The 6,192-nt window shown below is 64.1% G+C and carries 6 protein-coding genes; all 6 read left to right on the top strand.

What is annotated here, in order from left to right:
- Window positions 1-232: 232 nt before the first annotated feature.
- The 6 genes from dnaK to I6F17_RS37235 all read left to right on the top strand — a co-directional run bounded on the left by dnaK (window position 233) and on the right by I6F17_RS37235 (window position 5,918).
- Window positions 233-2,134, top strand: coding sequence for a molecular chaperone DnaK (dnaK, locus tag I6F17_RS37210; RefSeq protein ID WP_036003245.1), 1,902 nt, complete (start codon window positions 233-235; stop codon window positions 2,132-2,134).
- 272 nt (window positions 2,135-2,406) lie between these two features.
- Window positions 2,407-3,543, top strand: coding sequence for a molecular chaperone DnaJ (dnaJ, locus tag I6F17_RS37215; RefSeq protein WP_036003248.1), 1,137 nt, complete (start codon window positions 2,407-2,409; stop codon window positions 3,541-3,543).
- Window positions 3,544-3,631: 88 nt separating this feature from the next.
- On the top strand, window positions 3,632-4,231 hold the full coding sequence (locus I6F17_RS37220; RefSeq protein WP_036003251.1) for an rRNA adenine N-6-methyltransferase family protein: 600 nt from the start codon (window positions 3,632-3,634) through the stop codon (window positions 4,229-4,231).
- A 55-nt stretch (window positions 4,232-4,286) separates the two neighbouring features.
- Window positions 4,287-4,865 carry an NAD(P)H-dependent oxidoreductase gene (locus I6F17_RS37225; RefSeq protein ID WP_225132248.1) on the top strand — a complete coding sequence of 193 codons (579 nt, stop codon included), beginning with the start codon at window positions 4,287-4,289 and terminating at the stop codon, window positions 4,863-4,865.
- Window positions 4,866-4,871: 6 nt separating this feature from the next.
- Complete coding sequence (gene pyrF / locus I6F17_RS37230; RefSeq protein WP_225132247.1) at window positions 4,872-5,582, top strand: orotidine-5'-phosphate decarboxylase; 711 nt, start codon at window positions 4,872-4,874, stop codon at window positions 5,580-5,582.
- 24 nt (window positions 5,583-5,606) lie between these two features.
- A complete protein-coding gene (locus I6F17_RS37235) occupies window positions 5,607-5,918 on the top strand; it encodes a DUF1330 domain-containing protein (RefSeq protein ID WP_036046075.1) in 312 nt (103 codons plus the stop codon).
- The last annotated feature ends 274 nt before the right edge of the window (window positions 5,919-6,192 follow it).

Raw genomic sequence — 6,192 nt, forward strand, 5'->3', positions numbered from 1 at the left:
GCCCGGACCTGTTAATAATTCCTCACCCGCAAGGGCGGTTGAGCCCGGATATCACCTCCCAAAACCCGATGTTTTAGCGGCAGAAACCTAGCTTCGGTCCTTGCGGGCCCCTCCCCCCCTCCTATATGAGCCTCAATCATCGCAATATCGCGGATGTTTGATCTTAGGGGGTTTCGGTTCGGGTGCCTCTTGGGCCCAGCCAACCTGCCGCAAAAAGAAGGATATCAGGACCATGGGAAAGGTCATTGGGATCGACCTCGGCACCACGAATTCGTGCGTCGCCGTGATGGATGGCAAGAACGCCAAAGTCATCGAGAATTCCGAAGGCATGCGCACGACGCCTTCGATCGTCGCCGTCACGGATGACGGTGAGCGCCTCGTCGGCCAGCCGGCCAAGCGCCAGGCCGTCACCAATCCCGAGCGCACCTTCTTCGCAGTGAAGCGCCTCATCGGCCGCCGCTACGACGACCCGATGGTCGAGAAGGACAAGAAGCTCGTTCCCTACAAGATCGTGAAGGCTTCCAACGGCGACGCCTGGGTCGAGGCCGACGGCCAGACCTACTCGCCCTCGCAGGTCTCGGCTTTCATCCTGCAGAAGATGAAGGAGACCGCGGAAGCCCATCTCGGCCAGAAGGTCGAGCAGGCCGTTATCACCGTTCCTGCCTACTTCAACGACGCCCAGCGCCAGGCGACCAAGGACGCCGGCAAGATCGCGGGCCTCGAAGTGCTGCGCATCATCAACGAGCCGACCGCGGCCGCGCTCGCCTATGGCCTCGACAAGACCAAGGCCGGCACCATCGCGGTGTATGACCTCGGCGGCGGTACGTTCGATATCTCCATTCTCGAAATCGGCGACGGCGTGTTCGAGGTGAAGTCGACCAACGGCGATACCTTCCTCGGCGGTGAAGACTTCGACATGCGCCTCGTCGGTTATCTCGCCGACGAGTTCCAGAAGGAGCAGGGCATCAACCTGCGCAACGACAAGCTCGCGCTGCAGCGCCTGAAGGAAGCCGCTGAAAAGGCCAAGATCGAGCTGTCCTCGACGACGCAGACCGAGATCAACCTGCCCTTCATCACCGCGGACCAGACCGGCCCGAAGCATCTGACGATGAAGCTCACCCGCGCCAAGTTCGAGGCGCTGGTCGACGACCTCATCCAGAAGACCGTCGAGCCCTGCCGCAAGGCGCTGAAGGACGCCGGCGTCACCGCCGGTGAGATCGGCGAGGTCGTGCTGGTCGGCGGCATGTCGCGCATGCCGAAGGTCCAGGAAGTCGTGAAGCAGCTGTTCGGCAAGGAGCCGCACAAGGGTGTCAACCCGGACGAAGTCGTGGCGATCGGCGCTGCGATCCAGGCCGGCGTGCTCCAGGGCGACGTCAAGGACGTGCTGCTGCTCGACGTCACCCCGCTGTCGCTGGGCATCGAGACGCTGGGCGGCGTGTTCACCCGCATCATCGACCGCAACACCACGATCCCGACCAAGAAGAGCCAGGTGTTTTCGACGGCTGAGGACAACCAGAATGCCGTCACCATCCGCGTCTTCCAGGGCGAGCGTGAAATGGCGGCCGACAACAAGATGCTTGGTCAGTTCGACCTGATGGGCATTCCGCCGGCGCCGCGCGGCATGCCGCAGATCGAGGTGACCTTCGACATCGACGCCAACGGCATCGTCAACGTCTCGGCCAAGGACAAGGCCACGGGCAAGGAGCAGCAGATCCGCATCCAGGCCTCCGGCGGTCTGTCGGAAGCCGACATCGAGAAGATGGTCAAGGACGCCGAGGCCAATGCCGAGGCGGACAAGAAGCGCCGCGAGGCCGTCACCGCCAAGAACGAGGCGGATGGCCTGGTGCATTCGACCGAGAAGGCTTTGGCCGAGCACGGCTCGAAGGTTGCCGAGAGCGAGCGCCGCGCCATCGAGGATGCCGTCAGCGACCTCAAGGAAGCGCTGAAGGGCGACGATGCCGAGGCGATCAAGGCCAAGACCCAGACGCTGGCGCAGGCTTCGATGAAGCTCGGCGAGGCCATGTACAAGCAGCAGGCCGAGGCCGACGCCAAGAAGGATGCGGCCAAGGACGACGTCGTCGACGCGGAATTCACCGAGGTCGACGACGACAAGAACAACAAGAAGTCCGCTTAAGCCCCGAGAGGGTGACGATGCGGACGGCTTGGACCCCACACACGCTACCGGCCTCCTCCCTCGTGGGGGAGGCCGTCGTGTCGGGACGGACGGGCCAGGACTCCTTTCAAGACTCCTTCAAAGTCGGCCCCGTTACGATCGATCAATTCCCAGCCGTTATTCTCAGCGCTGCCAGGCTGCCCTCTGCCGCAAGGTCGAAGGGCGCTCATTCCGCCGCATGTCAGCGTTGTTCCGCGCCAACTTGAATCGCGATTGGATAGACCGAGCTCATCATGTCCACGTCCACCAAGCGCTGCTATTACGAGACCCTCGAAGTCGAACGCGACGCCGACGAAGGCAAGCTGAAATCGTCGTTCCGCAAGCTGGCGATGAAATTCCATCCCGACCGCAATCCCGGGGATGAGACCAGCGAAGTCAAGTTCAAGGAAATCAACGAGGCTTACGAGGTCCTGAAGGACAAGGACAAGCGCGCCGCCTATGATCGTTACGGCCACGCCGCGTTCGAGCAGGGCGGTGGCTTCGGCGGTGGCGCCGGTTTCGGTGCCGGCTTCGCCTCCTCTTTCTCCGACATCTTCGAGGATCTGTTCGGCATGGCCGGACAGCGCGGCCGCGGCGGCCGCGAGCGCGGCGCCGATCTGCGCTACAATATGGAAATCACCCTCGAGGAAGCCTTTGGCGGCAAGACCGCGCAGATCGAGATTCCGGTCTCGGTCACCTGCGAGGCCTGCTCGGGCATCGGTGCCAAGGCCGGCACCAAGCCGAAGACCTGCTCGACCTGCGGCGGCGCCGGCCGCGTGCGGCAGTCGCAGGGCTTCTTCACGCTGGAGCGGACCTGCCCGGGCTGTCAGGGCCGCGGCCAGATGATCGAAGACGCCTGCCCGTCCTGCGCGGGACAAGGGCGGGTCACCCGGGAGCGGACGCTCTCGGTCAACATTCCCCAAGGCGTCGAGGACGGCACACGGATCAGGCTCGCCGGCGAGGGCGAGGCCGGCGTCCGCGGCGGGCCGCCGGGCGACCTCTACATCTTCCTCTCGCTGGCCCAGCACCAGTTCTTCCAGCGTGACGGCGCGGATCTGCATTGCCGCGTGCCGATCTCGATGGTGACCGCCGCGCTCGGCGGCGAATTCGAGGTGCCGACCATCGAGAAGGGCAAGACCAAGGTGAAGGTGCCCGCCGGCACCCAGTCGGGCCGTCGTTTCCGCATTGCATCAAAGGGTATGCCGGTGCTGCGGTCGCGCCAGATGGGCGACATGTACGTTCAGGTCATGGTCGAGACCCCGCAGAACCTGACCAAAAAGCAGCAGGAATTGCTGGCCGAGTTCGAGAAGCTCTCCTCCGGCAACACCCAGCCGGAAGCCGAGGGTTTCTTCGCCAAGGTCAAGGATTTCTTCGGCAATCGGGCGAACTGACGCGTCTTGACCGTATCGCCTCCGGCCTATACGTCTTTATGACCATTTTCTGACACGCCGCGGTCCTGCGGTTCCGTCCGGTCCCGACATGCCATTGCCATCGTCCGCGCGTGCGTTGAAGAAGCCTCGTCTCGATGACGAGGTGCGCTTTCTCAGGTCGTGGATCGAAAAGCCCTTGCACATGGGCGCGGTGATGCCGTCCGGCAAGCTGCTGGCGCGGACCATGGCTCATTATGTCGATCCCGATTCCGACGCACCGGTGGTCGAGCTCGGACCCGGCACCGGCGCCATCACGTCCGCGCTGATCGAGCGCGGGGTCGACCAGAAACGTCTCGTTCTCGTCGAATACAATCCCGGCTTCTGCGCGCTGCTGCGCGACCGCTACCCGCAAGCCAAGGTGGTGCAGGGCGATGCCTACCGCCTGCGCGACACGCTCTGGAATGTCTTGAGCGCGCCGGCCAGCGCGGTCGTGTCCGGCCTGCCGCTCGTCACCAAACCGATGCTGACGCGGCTGCGGCTCATCCGCGATGCCTTCACCGCGCTCGCGCCCGGTGCGCCCTTCATCCAGTTCACCTATGCGGTGGTGCCGCCGATCCCGAAATCGCTATCCGGCGTGTCCACAGAGGCCTCGGAACGGATCTGGATGAACCTTCCGCCGGCCCGCGTCTGGGTGTATCGCAAGCATTAAATCCGCCGGCTCCTCTTTGCGCGGCGGGCTCGTTTCGCCGAATGCATGAGATTGGATGCCAGCCCCCAAGATCCTGATCATTCCCGGCTCGCTGCGCACCGGCTCGCACAATGCGAAGCTGGCGGCTGTGGCTGCTTACGAATTCGTCCAGGCCGGCGTCGACGTCACCCGCATCTCGCTCGCCGATTTTCCGCTGCCGATCTATGACGGCGATCTCCAGGCCAAATCGGGCGTCCCCAAGCACGCGATCAATCTGAAGCGCATGATCGGCGCGCATCACGGTGTCCTCATCGTCTCGCCCGAATACAACGCCTCGGTGCCGCCGCTCCTGAAGAACGCGATCGACTGGGTCAGCCGCGTGCACGAGCTGCACGAGGCGCGCGGAGAGGTGTTCCGCAACCGGGTCTTCGCGGTTGCCGGCGCGTCCCAGAGCCGGTTAGGTGCCGCCCGCGCGCTGCAGGCGCTGCGGCTGATCCTCTCCGCCTGCCACGCCAACGTGATTGCCAGCCAGCTCACGCTCGCCTTTGCCGACCAGGCCTATGACGATAGGGACAGGCTGAAGAACGAGGGCGATATCGCCGCGCTGAAGGAGCTGGTGACGCAGTTGATCGACTTTTCCCAACGCATGATGTGAGGTGACATGACGCCAGCCGAGATCGCCCCGAAGGACCGCCTGATCGTTGCGCTCGATCTGCCGAGCGTTGATGCCGCGGAGGCGATGATCGCGAAGCTCGGCGACAGCGTCACGTTCTACAAGATCGGCTATCAACTCGCTTATGCCGGCGGCCTGCCGCTGATCGGCAAGCTCGCTGATGCGGGCAAGAAGGTGTTCGCTGATCTCAAGATGCACGACATCGGCAATACGGTCGCGCGCGGCACCGAGAGTGTCGCTAAATTGGGCGCGACCTTCGTCACCGTGCACGCCTATCCGCAGACCATGAAGGGCGCCGTCGAAGGCCGCGGCAGGGCCAGCCTGAAGATCCTCGCCGTGACGGTGCTGACGTCCTACGACGACGACGATTTGCATGCGGCCGGTTATCGGCTCAGCGTGTCGGAGCTGGTCGAGGCGCGTGCGCAGCAGGCGCAGGTGCTCGGTGTCGATGGCCTCGTGTCCTCGCCGGAGGAGGTGGGCAGCCTGCGCAAGATCGTCGGCCACCAGATGAGCCTCGTCACCCCCGGCATTCGTCCGGCCGGCGCCGCCAGCGGCGACCAGAAGCGCATCATGACGCCTAGCCGTGCGATCGCCGCCGGCGCGGATTATCTGGTCGTCGGGCGCCCGGTTGTGGAAGCCGCCGATCCCAGGGCCGTCGCCGACGCCATCCACGCCGAGATCGCGCAAGCTCTCGGGTAATCCATCAACAACAGGAAGAGAACAATGGCAAAAGGCTACTGGATCGGGCGTGTCGACGTCAGCAATGACGAGGGCTACAAGCCCTACGCCATCGCCAACGGCCCGATCTTCAAGAAATGGGGCGGCCGCTTCGTCGTCCGCGCCGGCAAGTTCACCACCGTCGAAGGCGCCAGCCGCAACCGCAACGTCGTGATCGAATTCCCTGACTACGAGACCGCGCTCGCCTGCTACAACTCGCCAGAATACCAGGCCAACATCAAGGTGCGCCAGCCGCACTCGATCGCCGACCTCATCGTCATCGAAGGCTACGACGGCCCGCAGCCGCAGGACGGCTGAGGCTCTCGTTCTTACCCTCCCCTGGAGGGGGAGGGTCGGGATGCGATCGAGCGAAGCGAGATTGCATGACGGGGTGGGGTGATCTCTCCACTCGGGCACCGTCTGTCGCGGAGAGACCGTCACCCCACCCCGCCCGCGCTGCGCGCGTTGTCCAGCGGATGGATTGGTAACAAAACAGACCGGATGGATAGGTAACAATCGTTCATGGTTCGGTCCGCTGCGGCGCAGCGCTAGCGCAGCGCCGCAGCGTTGATGTTTTCTGATCGATGATGCC

Origin of the sequence: Bradyrhizobium sp. NBAIM18, from assembly GCF_020193825.1 — a bacterium.
Taxonomy (GTDB): Bacteria; Pseudomonadota; Alphaproteobacteria; order Rhizobiales; family Xanthobacteraceae; genus Bradyrhizobium; species Bradyrhizobium yuanmingense.